Consider the following 15,713-nt stretch of genomic DNA (forward strand, 5'->3'; position numbering starts at 1 on the left):
GGGCGCTCGCGAAACGTCCGACTCGTCGGACAGCGTTGTCAGTTTTCTGATGTAACCGGTTCCATCGGCGGCTAACAAGATCGAAAGTGTGATTCGCCGGATCGGGCCGGCGACCGTCGCATTGTCGCAACAGTGCCGACCGGTGGTCGTACGCTGGGGAGGATGGGATGACCGATCGGGGATTGAGCCGGCGCAGCGCGCTGATCGCGGCGGCGGCCACCGTCGCCTGGGCCAGATCACCGCTGCATGCGCTGGTGCAAATCGGATCCACCGCGGCGACACCGCCCTTCATCGATGCCCTGATCCAGCGCATGACCGTCGAGGAAAAGGCAGGTCAGCTGACGCTGATGGCCGCAGCCTGGGCGGGATCGGCCGCGACCGCGCTGAACCCCCCGTCTGCCGGTGCGACGTTCGAACAACAGCTTGCCGAAACCCGGGCGGGGCGCCTGACCGGCGTGTTCAACGGGAACGGCGCGGAAATGGCGAAGCGGATGCAGACTGAAGCGGTCGATCGGTCGCGGCTCAAGATCCCGTTGATCTTCGCGGCCGATATCATCCACGGCCATCGCACCGTCTTCCCGATGCCGCTGGCCGAGGCGGCAAGCTTCGATCCGGGGCTGGCCGAACGCACCGCCCGCGCCGCCGCCACCGAGGCGGCCGCCGCCGGCATCGACTGGACCTTCGCACCGATGGTGGACATCGCGCGCGATCAGCGCTGGGGCCGTGGTGTCGAGGGTGCGGGGGAGGATGTGCTGATCGGCCGCCTGTTCGCTGCGGCGCGCGTCAAGGGCTTCCAGGGCCGGCGGCTGACCGACGACGATGCCGTGCTGGCCTGCGCCAAGCATTTCGCCGCCTATGGCGCGGCCGAGGGCGGGCTGGACTATAACACCGTCGACATTTCCGAGCGGACACTGCGCGAAGTCTATTTCCCGCCGTTCCAGGCCGCATTCGATGCCGGCGCGCTTTCCACCATGGCCGCCTTCAACGAGCTGTCCGGGATCCCCGCGACTGCCAATCCCTGGCTGATGACGCAGGTCCTGCATGACGAGTGGCGCTTCGGCGGTCTCGTGGTGTCCGACTATACCGGCGATGAGGAATTGATCGCCCACGGCTATGCCGCCGATGCCCGGGAAGCCACGAAGCTGGCCTTCATGGCCGGGGTCGACATGTCGATGCAGAGCGGCTTCTACATCCGCCACCTGCCCGATCTGGTCGCCAAGGGCGAGGTGCCGATGTCGCGGCTGGACGAGGCTGTGCGCCGTGTGCTCGCCGTCAAGGCGCGGCTTGGCCTGTTCGACGATCCGTTCCGCCGCATCTCTCCACCTCGCGAAAAGGCGCGCGTGCGCACCCGCGCCAATCTCGATCTGGCGCGCGACGCCGCCCGCCGCTCGATCGTGCTGCTTCGAAACGAAGGCGATCTGCTGCCGTTGTCGCGCAGCCGCCGCCGGATCGCGCTGATCGGTCCGTTCGGCGCCGGCCAGCATGATCTGATCGGCCCTTGGAATGTCTATGGCGACGACGTGCAGGCGATCGATCTGGCAACCGGCCTGCGCGAGGCGATGGCCGATCCGGCCCTGCTGAGCGTCACCGAAGGCAGCGGCATCGACGCACCACTGCCGGGCGGGGTCGAGGCCGCCGTCTCCGCCGCCAGCGCTGCCGACGTGGTGCTGCTGGCGATCGGCGAGAGCCAGAAAATGTCCGGCGAAGCCCAGTCGGTCACATCCTGCGTGATCCCGCCGGCGCAGCAGGCGCTGGCCGATGCGGTTGCCGCGACCGGGAAGCCGGTGGTGGTGCTGCTCAAGAACGGGCGCGGTCTGGCACTGGAAGGCGGCGTGCTGGCCGCACCGGCGATCCTCGTCACCTGGTTCCTCGGCAGCGAGGGCGGCCGGGCGATCGCCGATATCCTGTTCGGCACGCATGCCCCGGCCGGCCGGCTGCCGATCAGCTTCCCGATCGAGGGCGGGCAGCAGCCCTATCACTATGATCATAAGCCCACCGGCCGCCCCAATCCGCCGGGGGCTCTGCAGGATTACAAGGCGCGCTATCGAACCGCCCCCAATGCCGCGCGCTTCGCGTTCGGCCATGGACTGACCTATGGGCGGATCGACTATGCCGATCTGGATACTGCAGGCGGCAAGCTGACTTGGGCCGGCGATATCGCGATCAGCGCGCTCGTCACCAATCGCGGCCGGCGCACGGCAGACGAAGTGGTGCAGCTCTACATCCGCGACCGTGCTGCCAGCATCACGCGCCCGGTGCGGCAGTTGAAGGCGTTCAAGGTCGTGCGGCTGGCGCCGGGCGCCTCGCAACGCATCCGTTTCACGCTGAACCGCGGCGATCTCGGTTTCATCGGCGTGGACAACCGGCCCACGGTCGAGCCCGGGCGGTTCGATGTCTGGATCGCGCCGTCGGCGGCCGACGGGCTGCAGGGCGGGTTCGAGCTGCTTGCGGGCTAGCCGCGATCCACCTGCCGCTGGCCGAGCGCGACAGCGATCGACGAGGCGACCAGCGCGACCGGCGGCACGAGCAGCATGATCGCATCCATCCGCGCCAGTACCACAGGCGGCTGCGCGATATTGGCGACATAGCCGGCGGCATCATACAGCAGCCCGAATAGGGCCGCGCCGATGCCCAACGCCAGTTTCTGGACCAGCGCCGCCAGGCCCACTGCCGTCGCATCGCTGCGCACGCCGGTCGTACGCGCGGTGCGATCGATGGAGTCGGGCAGCAGCGTCCAGAAGCCGATGTTCAGTGCCACCAAGGCCGCCTGCGTGATCATGAGGATCGCCAGCCCGCCGGCACCCCCGTGGAGGCCGATCGCCCAGCTGCCCAGCATCGACGCGATGGCGATCGCCACGCCGAGATGCCATAGCCGATCCGCCCCCTGGCGACTTGCGATCGCCATCCACAGCGGCGCAGTCAGCGCGCCGGCAATGCCCATCGCGGCCAGGGCCGGTCCGGCCGCTTCCGCATCGCCCAGCCGATATTTGAAATGATAGAGGATCGACTTCGTGAACATCGCCGCCGCCAGCGTCATGCCGACCGTCGCGGCCAGCAACCAGGCATAGCTGCGCGATCTCATCAGTGTCGCCGCCGTTTCGCGCCAGTTGCGCGCCACCGTCGCCTCCGGCGGGATGGTTTCCCGGCAGCGCGCTGCGACCAGCAGCAGCAGTAGCGTCGCGACGACGGCGGACAGACCGGCCGGCACCATCCACCCCGCCGGTCCGCCACCGCCCAGCCCGACCAGCGGCTGCGTCGTGAGCGCGACCGCGACGGCGGCGAGCGTGCCGAACATCATCCGCAGGCCGCCGATCCGGGCACGATCGCCGCCGTCGCCGGTCACGCGAACCGTCATCGCCGCGTAGAGGATGTTGAGTGCGCCGTAGAGCGTGCGGAACAGCAGGTGCACTGCAAGCACGGCCGCCGCGCCGACTGTTCCGATCGGCGTGAACAGCAAAAATGCCGACACGCCGAGCGGGATCGCACCTGCGACTAGGAGCGGTGCAAAGCCGCGCCGCCCGATCCGGCTGTGATCGGCCGCCATGCCTATTCCGAAATCGACGATCCCGTCCCATACCGATCCGATCAGGAAGATCAGCCCCGCGCTTGCCGCCGGTAATCCCAGCGCATCAGTGTAGAAGAACAGGAGGTAGAGGCTGACTGCCTGCCAGTAGAGGTTGAAGGCGAAATCGCCGCTCGCAAACAGGATCGCGCCCCGCCAGCCGATCGACCCCGGCGGCCGACCCGCACTCATCGCCATCACGGTACCGCCTCAAACGCGAAAGGGGCGACATCCTTTCGGATGCCACCCCCTCGCATAGTCGGATCCGGATCGATCAGAAGGCCGCGTAAGCCTCGTTGCCGACGAACCCCATCTTCTCGACGTTCGCACGCTTGGTGACGGCGAGCACCTCATCCACCACCACATAGCGAGCGTTCGGATCGGGCTGCAGGTGCAGCTCGGGAATCGGGTTCATCGTCTGCGTCTGGTCCAGATACTGGCGCAGCACGACCAGGTTTACCGGCGCGCCGTTCCAGAACACCGTACCGGCCGGATCGATCGTGACCTTGTTCTTGACCGGATCGATCGGCGGCGGCGTCTGGTTGTTGGGATCGTCCACCGGCAGATCCAGCTTCACCGCATGGGTCTGGATCGGGATGGTGATGATGAACATGATCAGCAGCACCAGCATGACGTCGATCAGCGGCGTCGTGTTGATGTCCATCATCGGTTCGCCTTCAGCGGCGGCGGCTGCCATTGCCATGCTGGTTACTCCTTACAGACGCGCGTTGACGGTGCCGGCCGGCGGCTCCGAGATGAAGCCCACGCGGGCGAAGCCGGCGCGCTGCATCGTGAAGATCGCGCCACCGATGCAGCGATAGGGGGTATTCACGTCGCCGCGGATATGCGCCTCGGGCAGTTCGAGCCCGGCCGCGGTCGGTCCGCCCTGCTTGTCGATCTCGGCCTTCAGCTTGACGACCGCGCGATCGAGCAGTTCCTGCGCGCTGACCAGCGTCTGACCCCAATAGACTTCGCACTTGCCATCCGTCGCCTTGACCGAGAGCGAGACATTCTCGGGCTTGGTGGTGGTCGGCTCGAACACGATCTTGGGCAGATTGACGGGCACGGTCTGGATGACGACGGGCACCGTGATGAGGAAGATGATGAGGAGCACCAGCATGACGTCGACGAGCGGCGTCGTGTTGATGTCCGACATCGGGGCGTCGGATTCGGCGGGTCCCGCACTCATTGCCATGGATTGGCGTCCTATCCTTCAATCGTTCCGGCAGCCGCTGTTGCGGGCACCGATGTCGGGGGCCGCCGGGCGGATCGCGCCGCCCGGCTGCCGACCCGATCAGGCCTTGGTGGTCGTCACCGGCTTCGGCGCAGGCGCGGCGGTCGCGGCGCGCGCGGCAGCGATCTGCGGCTTCACCTGGCCACCCGACACCATGTAGCCGTGCAGGTCGGTCGAGAAGGCCGACAGCTGCTCGGCGACGACCTTGTTGCGGCGGATCAGCCAGTTGTAGCCGAGCACCGCGGGCACCGCCACGGCGAGACCCAGAGCGGTCATGATCAGCGCCTCACCGACCGGACCGGCGACCGCGTCGATCGACGCCTGGCCGGCCGCGCCGATCTTGATGAGCGCGCGATAGATGCCGATCACGGTGCCGAACAGGCCGACGAACGGCGCGGTCGAACCGACCGTCGCGAGCACGGCGAGACCGTTCGACAGCTTGGAGTTGATCGCGGCCTGCGAACGGCCGAGCGAGCCCAGCAGCCAGTCATGCGCCTCGATCGGATCGGTCAGGCGGGTATGTTCGTCCTGGGCGCGCAGGCCGTCGTCGACGAGCTGGCGGTAGGCCGAGTTCTTCTCGAGCTTGTTGGCGCCGTCACGCAGGCTGGGCGTTCCCCAGAAGCTGGTGCGCACGCGCTTGGCCTGGTTCAGGATCTTCTGCTGCTCGAACAGCTTGGTGAACATGATGTACCAGGACGCGGCCGACATGATCACGAGGATGATGAAGGTCGCCCAGGCGATCGTGCCGCCCTGCTCGAGCGCCGCCATCAGGCCATAGGGATTTTCGCCACCAGCGGGCGCTGCGGGGGTAGCCATAGTCTCGTCTTCCTCTTCAAGTCCGATGTGTCTTGTTGCGGCGGACCGGGCGATGCGGCGCCCGGCCTGCCAGATCGATCACCGATCCGGGATTTCCCACCGGACGCGCCGGCTGGAGCTCGAGCGGATGGGGTTACCATTCTCGTCCTTGGCCGGCGTGTAGCGGCCGCGGCGGATCAGCAGCCGGCAGGTCGCCTCGTCGAGCGCGGGATGACCGCTTGAAGACGTCACCCGGCAATTCTCGATACGGCCCGCTTCGTTGATGTCCCACGCGACGGCGACCGTGCCCGCTTCCTCGTTGCGGATCGAGCTCGGCGGATAGTCGTCAGACGTCACCCACTGCGCCGGGTTGCCCCGGGCACCGGCCGCCTGCGAGATGCGCGGCGGCGCGGGCGGCGGCGGCGGCGCCGGCGGCGCAGTCGGCGTGATCACGGGCGGGGGCGCCACGCGCACCGTCTGGATCGGCGGCGCCATCACGACCGGCGCCTGCACGATCGGCGGCGGTGCCACCATCGGCGGCGGCTCGACCGGCTGATCCGGCGGCGGCGGCGGCGGCAGCTCTTCCGGGGGTGGTGGTTCCTCGACCACGTCGAACGTCTTCAGATCGGCAGCGACCTTCTTGACGACGTTGAACGCGAGGCCGGTGATGAATGCATAGCCCAGCAGAGCGTGGAGGAGCGCCACAAGGGCGATCGCCACGATCTTGCGTGTGCTTATCGGGGCTTGATCAGCGTAGGCCATTAAACAGCGCCACTCCCTCCAATCCAATAACACGGAACGCGCGGCCGACTGGCGCAGGGCTGGTCGAAGCGTCCCGGGTCCGTCCGCGGGTGCACCCGCTGTATCGAACGTTCGAGTCTCTATCGCGACAGTTTCCCCGGCGCAAACGCTTTGTAAACGCCTTGAAACGGCCATTCCCCGCGTGGCACAGTCGATCGGCCGGCGCCGCCGGCACGCCTAATGAGGCTGACTCGCCATCTCGGCGACCGGAGAACCCATGCGATTCCACGGATTTCAGGCAGCGCTGCTTGTTTTTGCAGCCCCCGCCCCCACCGCCCTTCCGGCGCAGCCCGCCCCACTGCCGGGTGCCGCTGCCCCCTATCAAATCGGCTATGCCGATCTCGTCGACCTCGCGATTGCTGCGCCGATCGTCGCCGCCGGCGAGATTCGCGGCGCCGAGCGGCTGAAGGGCGAGGCGGTCGCGTCGCTACCGGCGGGTCAGGCGCGATTCTATGCCACCGCCGACATATTGACGTTGATCCGCGGCGCACAGGGCTTGCCTCCGCGAGTCAGCTTCCTGGTTGATCGGCCGCTCGATGCACGGGGGCGCGCCCCGAAACTGCGCAAGCAACGCGTGATCCTGCTGGCTCGCCCCGTCGCCGGTAGGCCCGCCGATATTCAGCTGGCCGGGCCGCGCGCCATGCTGGATTGGACGCCAGAGACCGAGCAGCGGCTGCGCGCCATCGTGACCGCGCTGGTTTCGGCAGATGCGCCGCCCGTCATCACCGGCGTTGGCGGCGCATTCCATGTGCGGGGGTCACTGCCGGGCGAAAGCGAAACGCAGATCTTCCTGACGACTGCCGATTCCCGCCCGGTCAGCCTGAGCATCCTGCGACGCCCTGGCGAGCAGCCGCGCTGGGCGGTAGCGCTTGCCGAGATGGTGGACGAAGCCGCCGGGCCACCGGCGCGCGACACGCTGCTCTGGTACCGGCTCGCCTGCGCGCTACCGGCCGAATTGCCAGCCACAAGTATCGCCGAGCTCGAACCCGCGGCGGCGGATGCGGCACGTGCGGATTACCGGGTCGTGATCGATGGGCTGGGACCATGCGGCCGCAGCAAATAAGCGTCGCTCAGAAACTGGAAAGCTCGACCCCGACGCCGGCGCAGTCCGGATAGATGTCGGGCTTGCGGGTGGAAACGCGCAGCCCCGTTACGCCGGCGCGCGCGGCGATCAGGTCATAGATCTCGCGCGCCAGTGTCTCCTGCAGATTGTAGCGCCGGCCCGCCGCCATGCGGCTGATCTCGGTACGCAGGAAGTCATAATTCCAGGCGGCGGCGGCGCTGTCCTCGCTGGCGAAGGCGGCAGCCGATACCCAGACATCGACCGACACCAGCAGCCGCTGTGGATTGCCGACCTCATGGTCGTGGAACCCGATATCCACCGGCAGGTCATAATCGGTCAGGAAGATACGGAAACTCTTCGGCGCAAGCGCCGCCGGCACCAGGCCGTCGATCTTGGGGGTGGTCATGGCGTGTCCAGAAATTGCACGTCGCGCGACAGGCCCAGGAAGCGCTTGCCGGCATCGAGGGTGATCGTCTGGCCGGTGATCGTCGGCGTGGCCAGCAGAAAATCGAGCGCGGCGACGATCTGATCGACTTCGACTCCGCGACCGAGCGCGTTGAGCGCGTGAACCTGCTCGAAATTATCGCGGCTCTGCGGCCCGGAGACCAGCGTGATTGCCGGCGCGATCCCGCAGACGCGGATCCCGTGGCCGGCCAGCGCCCGCGCCGCCAGTTCCGTCACCCCCGCCAGCCCCATCTTGGAAATGGTGTAGCTGAAGAAATCGGCATCGGGCTGGGCCAGCTTGGCATCCAGCAGGTTCACGACCAGTCCACCGGCTCCCGCAGGCACGACGCGGGCGAACGCCTGGATCAGTTGGGCCGGCGCGCGCAGGTTTACTGCGATATGCGCATTCCAGCCCGCGACATCGAAGTCGTCGAGCGAATCATGTTCGAAGCGCGACGCGTTGTTCACCAGCAGGCCGGGCGGCGGCAGATCGGCGGCGGCGGCCATGATGCGGCGCGCGGCGTCCGGCTCGGCCAGGTCGGCGCGCACCACGCGGGCATGCCCGATCTCGGCCGCCAGCGCATCCGCCGCTTCGGTCGATCGGTTGCAGTGGAGCAGCAGCGTCCAGCCGCGCGCAGCCAATGCGCGCGCGATCACGCATCCGATCCGCCGTGCGGCCCCGGTCACGATCGCGGTGCGGGGCGATCCGAATTCGGCATTCATGCCTGCCGGGCTAGCGCAGCGGACGATGGAATGAAATGCGCGCACCTGCCCAAATTTCGGGCAGATGACGGCGGCAAGGCGCGAATGTTGCGTTTGCAGCAACGATACCTGTCTTTTCCACAGGCTTCCCCCCAACGCTGGGGATAACTGCCGGCGCTTGGCGCGCTGCCCTGTGATCGCTACAGGCGCACCCCCGCCATGCCGGAGTGACCGATCATAGCTGTCCGCCTCGCCTCCCTTTCGGAAGCCGACCCCGATGCGATCGAAGCACTGCTCGATGCCGCGTTCGGCACCGATCGGCGATCGCGGACCGCCTACCGCCTGCGCGAGGGAGCACGGCCGATCGACGACCTGTCGCTGGCGGCGTTCGATGGCGCCGTGCTGGCCGGCGTTCTGCAGAGCTGGCCGATTGCACTCTTGGCCGGGCAGGATCGGCATCCGCTGGTGCTGGTCGGCCCGGTCGCGGTTGCGCCCGATCGGCAGCTTGGTGGTCTCGGCCGGCAGATGATGGCCGCGATGCTGGCGCGTGCCGATGCCGATCGAGTGCCGCTGATGCTGGTCGGTGACCCTGAATATTATGGCCAATTCTTCGGCTTCCGGGCGGCCGCCGCCACCGGCTGGCAGATGCCCGGCCCGGTCGAGCAGCGGCGCGTGCTCGCCCGCCTGCCCGAAGGCATGACACTGCCGGCCGACGGCTGCCTCGTGGCGCGCACCCCGGCCATTGCGGGGGCCGGGCACAGGCAATAGGGCTGCGCCATGCCGACGCGTGACCGCCCCGCCGACCTTGCCGGATTGAGCCTTGCCGAGATCGCGGCCCTGGCCGCCGCCGACAAGCTGCCGCCCGTTGACAAGTGGAACCCCGCGCACTGTGGCGACAGCGAGATGCGGATCGCGCGCGACGGCACCTGGTATCACCAGGGCAGCCCGATCGGCCGGCCGGCGATGGTCCAGCTCTTCTCCACCATCCTGCGGCGCGAGCCCGACGGCGGCTTCGTTCTGGTAACGCCCGTCGAGAAGCTCGACATCACGGTGGAGGATGCGCCGTTCGTGGCGGTCGAGGTGAAGAGCGAAGGCGAAGGCCGGGATCGGCGGCTGGCGTTCCGCCTCAACACCGGCGAGCTCGTCGTCGCCGGCCCCGAAAATCCACTGCGATTCGAGCCCCGCGACGATGGCCCCCATCCCTATCTCGCGGTGCGCGCCGGCCTCAATGCGCTGATCGTGCGCAGCGTCTATTACGAGCTTGTCGCGCTGGCGCTGGCCGATGGCAGCGAGCCGCCCGCTTTGTGGAGCGACGGCGCCCGCTTCGCGCTGGGCCCAGCATGACCTTGGCCGAACGACTGCGCGGAGAATTGCAGGCCGGTCTCGCTCGGGACGTTACGCTGCTGACCGGCGACGGCACCGCCGACGACAAGGCAGCGGCCGCGGTGCTTGTGGCCGTGACCGATCGCCCGCGGCCAGGCGTGCTGCTGACCGTCCGGACCGAGACGATGCGCGCGCATGCCGGGCAGGTGGCGTTCCCCGGTGGTCGGCTGGATCCTGGCGAGGACGCAGTCGCGGCCGCCCTGCGCGAGGCGGAGGAGGAGATCGGCCTGCCGCGCGACGTGCCGATCGTGGTCGGCACCGGCGACCCGTTCCACACCTTCACCGGGTTCAGCATCACGCCGGTGCTGGCGGTGGTGCCGCCCGATCTGCCGCTGTCACCCAACGCCGCCGAAGTCGCCGACTGGTTCGAGGCCCCGCTCGATCATGTACTGGACCGGCAACAGGCCGTGCGCCACGAGATCATCTATGAGGGACGTCCACGCCAATATTACGAAATCATGTGGGCCGGTTACCGCATCTGGGGTGTCACCGCGGCGCTGATCCTGAACCTGGCACAGCGGCTGGGGCGATGACGCGGTTGCCCGCAGCGGCTTGGCGCGACCGGGCCGGCCTGTCGACCCTGCTCGACGCTCTTGGCGCCGCGGCCGGCGCGACCCGGTTCGTGGGTGGCGCGGTCCGCGATACGCTGCTGGGGCTGCCCGTCAGCGATGTCGATCTTGCGACGCGGCTGCTGCCGGATGATGTGCTGCGGCGGGTGAAGGCGATCGGGGTCACCGCCGTGCCAACGGGCATTGCCCATGGCACGGTGACGGCAGTGCTGCCCGGCGGCGCAGTGGAAGTGACGACGCTGCGGCGCGATGTCGCGACAGACGGCCGCCACGCGACCGTCGCCTTCACCGATGATTGGCAAGCGGATGCCGCCCGCCGCGATTTCACGATCAACGCGCTGTCCGCCGATCCCGCAAGCGGCGCGGTCTTCGACTATTTCGGCGGGCTGGACGATCTGGCGGCGCGCACCGTGCGCTTCATCGGCGATCCGCGCGATCGCATCGCCGAGGATCATCTGCGGATCCTGCGCTTCTTCCGATTCCATGCCCGGTTCGGCCGCGGTGATCCGGAGCCGGCCGGGCTCGCGGCCTGCGCGGAGCGCGCGAATGACCTGATGGCGCTTTCGCGTGAACGAATCGCCGATGAACTGCTGAAGCTGCTGGCACTGCCCGATCCGACATCGACCGTGCGGCTGATGCATCACTATGGCCTGTTCGCACCGATCCTGCCCGAGATCGAACCGGCCGGGATCGATCGGCTGGGGCGGCTGATCGCTGCCGAGACGGCAGCCTGCGCCATCCCGGACCCGGTCCGTCGGCTGGCGGCCTTGCTCCCCGACGATCCCGACCGCGCCGAACGCACGGTCGCCCGGCTGAAACAGTCGCGCGTGCGCCAGCGCCGCGTGCGACAGGCGGCGACGCCGATCATGCCGGATGAGTCGATCGATGCGATCGCCTATGCGCGCGGTGCGGATGCCGCGATCGATCGGCTGCTGATCGAAGGACGTAGCGAACAGGCACAGGCGCTGGCCGGCTGGCAGCGCCCGCAGCTGCCGTTATCCGGCGGGGCGCTGATCGCTGCCGGCCTGGCGCCCGGGCCGATCGTCGCGGCGACGCTGCAGGCGATCGAGCGACGTTGGGTGGCGGAAGCCTTCCCGGATGGGGAACGGTTCGCCGCGATCGTCGCAGACGCGCTCGATCAGGCGCGCTCGGCCCAATAGGCGAAGGCGGCATCCGCATCGAGCGGCCGGGCATAATGATAACCCTGCCCCGCCGAACAGCCGAGCGCCGCCAGCGTCTGCGCCAGTTCGACCGTCTCGATACCCTCGGCCACGGTGCGCATGCCGAGCGCATGGGCCAAGCTGAGTACCGCGCGCACGATCGCCACCGAATCGCGATCGCCCAGCATCGGCGTCACGAAGCTGCGATCGATCTTCAGGATGTCGATCGGCAGCTTCTGCAGATAGGCCAGGCTCGAATAGCCGGTTCCGAAATCATCCATCGCGATGCTGGCGTCGAGCTGCTTGAGCGAATGAAGCACCGCGGTCGCACGCGCCGGATCGCGAATGATCGCGCTTTCGGTCACTTCCAGCGTCAACCGGCTGCCGGCGATGCCGTGCCGTTGCAGCGCGTTGCCGATCATCCGGCCGACATCGTCGCGGGCGAGTTGGATCGCGGAGATGTTGACACCGACTGCCGGCAGCAGCGTGCCGGCGCGCGCATCCCAATCGGCAAGTGTCGCCAGCGCCTTGTCGATCGCCCAGCGGCCGAGCGGCAGGATCAGCCCCGATTCTTCGGCGACCGGAATGAATTCAACGGGCGAGATCGCCCCGCGATGCGGATGGCGCCAGCGGGCCAATGCCTCGAAGCTCTGGATCGTGCCGGTCTCCAGATCGATCAGCGGCTGCCACGCCAGCGTCAGCTGGTCGTTTTCGATCGCCCGGCGCAGTTCGGTCTCGAGGCTGAACCGGCGGCGCGCGGCGCTCACTTCGCCCGGCTTGTATGTCTCGACCTCGCCCGAAAGCTTGGCGCGTTTCATCGCGACCTGCGCGTTGCGCACCATATCGTCGGGGACCGAGACGAGCGCGTTCATCGTCGCGATGCCGATCGAACAGTCGATCCGCACCTCATGTTCGGACAGCCGGAACGGCGCGCTCATCACGGTCTGCACGCGAGCGGCCGCTACCTGGGCGTCGCTGTCCTGGACGGTGCCGAGCAGGATCGCGAATTCGTCGCCACCAAGTCGCGCCAGCACGTCGTCGCCACGCAGCGCCCCCATCATGCGGCGCGCGACGGTGATGATCAGCTCGTCACCAACGATCCCGCCCATGCATTCGTTGACGCGGCGGAACCTGTTGAGATCGATCACCAACACCGCGAAGCTCGATCCGGCATCCATGCGCCGTTCGACCGCTTCGGCAAAGGCGGTGCGATTGGCCAGCCCGGTCAGGCTGTCGTGCATCGTCTCGGCACGCAGCGACCGCTGGCTTTCGATCTCGGCGGTGCGATCGACCAAGGACACCAGCCCGCGCGGCGCATCGTTCAGCCGCTCGATCCGGGCCATCCGCACGAAATAATGGCGCGCACCGATATGGTCGCCGTCGCGCCAGTCGAATTCATCGGTGCGGTCGCTGCTAGACAGGAAGCGGGTCAAGGGTCCGGCGAGGCCGGGTCGTTCGATCAAGCGATTCTGCGGATGATCGAGATCGGCGAACGAGGCGTTGTGGTCCGCGACTTCCAGCGCGCCATCGAAGGTGACCACCGCCGCCGCGATCGGCAGCGCATCGAGATAAGCCTGGCGGACTTCGGAGACGCGTTGCTCGACCGCCGGCTCTCGCACGGATGCGCCGCCCGCATCGAACGGTTCTGGCGACAGAATCTGTGAGCCCGCCTTCATCAAGGTCGGCTTAGGGCGACAGGGTTAAGACAGGGTTAGTCCTGTCGGGGATCCGCCATTTCGAACCGGTTGCTCCGCGGGAATCCGACCGGCGGCATCCGCCCCGCTGCACCCCGCGCCGCGCGCCATGCGGTCAGGTCCGCCTCGGTCCGCGTGCGGCCGCTGTCGCCGCCCATCGCCCAGCTGAGCCCATCGGCAAAGCGGAACGCGATCGCATCGCTCAGCCCGCCATCGCGATAGCGCTGCAGCTGCACCCCCGATCCGCGCGTCATTTCCGGCAGCTCGTCGAGCGGAAATACGACCAGTTTCCGATTGTCGCCGATCACGCCGACATAGTCCGATTCGGATGCGACTGGCGCGACCCGCTTCAGCCGCGCGCCGGGCCGCAGGTTCACGACTTGGCGGCCCTTGCGCGTCTCGGCAGTCACTTCCGCAGCGCGCGCGATGAAGCCGCGGCCATCGCTCGTCGCCAGCAGCAGCCGGCGATCGCCGGCCGCGAACAGCGCGATCGGGGCGGCATCGCCCTCGATATCGACCATCGATTTCACCGGCTCGCCGAACCCGCGGCCGCCCGGCAGCCGATCCGCGGCCAGCGTGTAGAAGCGCCCGCTATCCACCACCAGCAGCAGCTTGTCGGTCGTCTGCGCGTGAAACGCAAAGGCCGGGCCGTCGCCTTCCTTGAACTTCAGCGCATCCGCTTGGTCCAGCGCGACATGTCCTTTCATCGCCCGGATCCAGCCGCGATTGGACATGATGACGGTGATCGGCTCGCGCTCGATCATCGCTTCCAGCGGGATCTCGCGCGCCAGCGCAGCCTCGGCCACGGTCGTGCGGCGACGGCCGATCGCGGTCTCGGGCGCATAGCGTTCGCGCAGTTTGGCCAGATCGCGCTTCATTCGCGTGCGCTGACGAGCGGGACTGTCGATCAGCTCGGCCAGCCCCTTGCGTTCCTTGTCCAGCGCGTCGCGCTCACGGCGCAGTTCCATCTCCTCAAGCTTGCGCAGCGACCGCAGCCGCATGTTGAGGATTGCCTCCGCCTGCCGATCCGACAGCTGGAATTCGTCCATCAGCAGCGGCTTGGGCTCGTCATGCTCGCGGATGATCTGGATCACTCGATCCAGGTTCAAATAGGCGATGATATAGCCGTCGAGCAGTTCGATCCGGTCGTCGATCTTGGCCAGCCGGTGCCGCGATCGCCGCACGAGTACCTCGAACTGATGCTCCAGCCAGGCGGACAGCGCCTGCTTGAGCCCCATCACCCGGGGCGTACGCTCGGCATCAAGCACGTTCAGATTCAGCGGGATTTTCACTTCGAGATCGGTCAGCCGGAACAGGCTGTCACGCAGCATTGCCTGATCCACAGTGCGGCTGCGCGGTTCGATCACGATGCGGATCTCGGCATCCGATTCGTCGCGGACGTCGGCCAGGATCGGCAGCTTCTTCTCCGATACCAGCGCCGCGATCTGTTCGATCAGCTTGCCCTTGGGCACCTGGAACGGGATCTCGGTGACGACCAGCACCCAGCCGCCGCCCTTCTCGCGCTCCTCGCCGATGCGCGCACGCACGCGGAAACTGCCGCGGCCTGTGGCATAAGCCTCTTGGATCGCTGCCGGACTGTCCACGATCAGCCCGCCAGTCGGCAGATCGGGGCCCTGCACATGCTCCAGCAGCATCGCCGTATCGGCTTCCGGCCGGTCGATCAGCAGCGTTGCCGCATCGATCAGCTCGGCGGCATTGTGCGGCGGGATCGATGTCGCCATGCCGACCGCGATTCCGCTCGCACCGTTGGCCAGCAGGTTCGGGAACAGCCCGGGGAAAATCTCGGGCTCTTCCTCCTCGCCATTATAGGTCGGGCGGTAATCGACCGTGCCTTCGTCCAGCCCGGCCATCAGGTCGGCCGCGGTCGCCGTCAGCCGCGCTTCGGTGTAGCGATAGGCGGCGGCGTTATCGCCATCGATATTGCCAAAATTGCCCTGCCCATCGACCAGCGGGTAACGCAGCGAGAAATCCTGCGCGAGCCGGACCATCGCATCATAGACCGACTGGTCGCCATGCGGATGATATTTGCCGATCGTATCGCCAACGACGCGCGCGCATTTCTTGTAAGCCGCTGCCGGATCCAGCCGCAGCAGCCGCATCGCCCACAGCAGCCGCCGATGCACCGGCTTCAGCCCGTCGCGCACATCGGGCAGCGAACGCGCGGTGATCGTCGACAGCGCATAGACAAGATAGCGCTGCGACAGCGCATCGTCGAACGGCGCGTCGTTGATCGGCGGAGAGGCGGGTTCGGCAGCCATGGCCGGCGATTAGCCGAGCGCAGGGGA

15 protein-coding genes are annotated in these 15,713 nt (G+C 67.8%); 6 read left to right on the forward strand and 9 right to left on the reverse strand.

The features are described from left to right. Positions 1–167 precede the first annotated feature (167 nt). The gene (locus ABC347_RS11365; RefSeq protein WP_413245842.1) at positions 168–2,456 is read left to right on the forward strand and encodes a glycoside hydrolase family 3 N-terminal domain-containing protein; all 2,289 of its coding nucleotides are present in this window, start codon (positions 168–170) and stop codon (positions 2,454–2,456) included. Here the strand turns inward: ABC347_RS11365 and ABC347_RS11370 are convergent. The 5 genes from ABC347_RS11370 to ABC347_RS11390 all read right to left on the reverse strand — a co-directional run bounded on the left by ABC347_RS11370 (position 2,453) and on the right by ABC347_RS11390 (position 6,353). Beyond that, positions 2,453–3,760, reverse strand: coding sequence for an MFS transporter (locus ABC347_RS11370; protein WP_413245843.1), 1,308 nt, complete (start codon positions 3,758–3,760; stop codon positions 2,453–2,455). The two genes, ABC347_RS11365 and ABC347_RS11370, sit on opposite strands and share 4 nt — an antisense overlap. A 76-nt stretch (positions 3,761–3,836) precedes the next feature. Next, entirely contained in the window at positions 3,837–4,265 is a 429-nt protein-coding gene (locus ABC347_RS11375; protein WP_413245844.1) for an ExbD/TolR family protein, read from the reverse strand. A gap of 12 nt (positions 4,266–4,277) precedes the next feature. Beyond that, complete coding sequence (locus ABC347_RS11380) at positions 4,278–4,757, reverse strand: ExbD/TolR family protein (protein WP_413245845.1); 480 nt, start codon at positions 4,755–4,757, stop codon at positions 4,278–4,280. A 99-nt stretch (positions 4,758–4,856) separates the two neighbouring features. Continuing rightward, positions 4,857–5,612 carry a MotA/TolQ/ExbB proton channel family protein gene (locus ABC347_RS11385; RefSeq protein WP_413245846.1) on the reverse strand — a complete coding sequence of 252 codons (756 nt, stop codon included), beginning with the start codon at positions 5,610–5,612 and terminating at the stop codon, positions 4,857–4,859. A 78-nt stretch (positions 5,613–5,690) separates the two neighbouring features. Further along, positions 5,691–6,353: an energy transducer TonB gene (locus ABC347_RS11390; RefSeq protein ID WP_413245847.1), complete on the reverse strand. Its 663-nt coding sequence runs from the start codon at positions 6,351–6,353 to the stop codon at positions 5,691–5,693. A gap of 256 nt (positions 6,354–6,609) precedes the next feature. Here ABC347_RS11390 and ABC347_RS11395 point away from each other — a divergent pair, with 256 nt between their 5' ends. Further along, entirely contained in the window at positions 6,610–7,455 is an 846-nt protein-coding gene (locus ABC347_RS11395; RefSeq protein ID WP_413245848.1) for a hypothetical protein, read from the forward strand. A gap of 7 nt (positions 7,456–7,462) precedes the next feature. Here ABC347_RS11395 and ABC347_RS11400 read toward each other — a convergent pair whose 3' ends face one another. Both ABC347_RS11400 and ABC347_RS11405 read right to left on the reverse strand, forming a co-directional pair. Further along, a complete protein-coding gene (locus tag ABC347_RS11400; protein WP_413245849.1) occupies positions 7,463–7,861 on the reverse strand; it encodes a dihydroneopterin aldolase in 399 nt (132 codons plus the stop codon). Further along, positions 7,858–8,622 carry an SDR family NAD(P)-dependent oxidoreductase gene (locus ABC347_RS11405; protein ID WP_413245850.1) on the reverse strand — a complete coding sequence of 255 codons (765 nt, stop codon included), beginning with the start codon at positions 8,620–8,622 and terminating at the stop codon, positions 7,858–7,860. The genes ABC347_RS11400 and ABC347_RS11405 overlap by 4 nt, the downstream gene beginning before the upstream one ends. 216 nt (positions 8,623–8,838) lie before the next feature. Between ABC347_RS11405 and ABC347_RS11410 the strand changes: the two genes are divergently transcribed. The 4 genes from ABC347_RS11410 to ABC347_RS11425 are packed head-to-tail and all read left to right on the forward strand — an operon-like array spanning position 8,839 to position 11,713. Next, entirely contained in the window at positions 8,839–9,369 is a 531-nt protein-coding gene (locus tag ABC347_RS11410; RefSeq protein WP_413247042.1) for a GNAT family N-acetyltransferase, read from the forward strand. Positions 9,370–9,378: 9 nt separating this feature from the next. Next, a complete protein-coding gene (locus tag ABC347_RS11415) occupies positions 9,379–9,945 on the forward strand; it encodes a DUF1285 domain-containing protein (RefSeq protein WP_413245851.1) in 567 nt (188 codons plus the stop codon). Next, on the forward strand, positions 9,942–10,517 hold the full coding sequence (locus ABC347_RS11420; protein ID WP_413245852.1) for a CoA pyrophosphatase: 576 nt from the start codon (positions 9,942–9,944) through the stop codon (positions 10,515–10,517). The genes ABC347_RS11415 and ABC347_RS11420 overlap by 4 nt, the downstream gene beginning before the upstream one ends. Then, positions 10,514–11,713, forward strand: coding sequence for a CCA tRNA nucleotidyltransferase (locus tag ABC347_RS11425; protein WP_413245853.1), 1,200 nt, complete (start codon positions 10,514–10,516; stop codon positions 11,711–11,713). The genes ABC347_RS11420 and ABC347_RS11425 overlap by 4 nt, the downstream gene beginning before the upstream one ends. Here the strand turns inward: ABC347_RS11425 and ABC347_RS11430 are convergent. Beyond that, entirely contained in the window at positions 11,692–13,389 is a 1,698-nt protein-coding gene (locus ABC347_RS11430) for a putative bifunctional diguanylate cyclase/phosphodiesterase (RefSeq protein WP_413245854.1), read from the reverse strand. The genes ABC347_RS11425 and ABC347_RS11430 overlap by 22 nt on opposite strands. Positions 13,390–13,424: 35 nt before the next feature. Next, a complete protein-coding gene (parC, locus tag ABC347_RS11435) occupies positions 13,425–15,686 on the reverse strand; it encodes a DNA topoisomerase IV subunit A (RefSeq protein ID WP_413245855.1) in 2,262 nt (753 codons plus the stop codon). Positions 15,687–15,713: the final 27 nt, after the last annotated feature.

Source organism: Sphingomonas canaveralia, assembly GCF_047238125.1.
In the GTDB taxonomy this organism is placed as follows: domain Bacteria; phylum Pseudomonadota; class Alphaproteobacteria; order Sphingomonadales; family Sphingomonadaceae; genus JBDFMH01.